1 protein-coding gene is annotated in these 273 nt (G+C 60.1%); it reads left to right on the forward strand.

From position 1 onward, the window contains the following. Positions 1–73: 73 nt before the first annotated feature. Positions 74–196 carry a hypothetical protein gene (locus tag ABG80_RS23760; RefSeq protein WP_268760952.1) on the forward strand — a complete coding sequence of 41 codons (123 nt, stop codon included), beginning with the start codon at positions 74–76 and terminating at the stop codon, positions 194–196. The last annotated feature ends 77 nt before the right edge of the window (positions 197–273 follow it).

Consider the following 273-nt stretch of genomic DNA (forward strand, 5'->3'; position numbering starts at 1 on the left):
AGGTGGGAGGTCATCCGAGCCGAGAAAACGGCTCTGAGGCCTTTTTTGGTGACTTTGACGGTGAAGAACGGTGATGACCTGGCTGAACGCTTTAAGCACCTTCATAGAGCCCAGCGCGAGCTATGGAAACGCCGGCGACGTGGTCGCGGCTCTGTGCTCGATGGTGTTGTGGGCGCTGTTTGGTCATACGAAGTGAAGCGGGGAGACAACTCGGGCCAGTGGCACCCGCACCTGCACATGATCGCCTTGGCCGAGGTCGAGCCCAGCCAGGAG

Origin of the sequence: Aquabacterium parvum (assembly GCF_001447195.1) — a bacterium.
GTDB lineage: Bacteria > Pseudomonadota > Gammaproteobacteria > Burkholderiales > Burkholderiaceae_C > Aquabacterium > Aquabacterium parvum.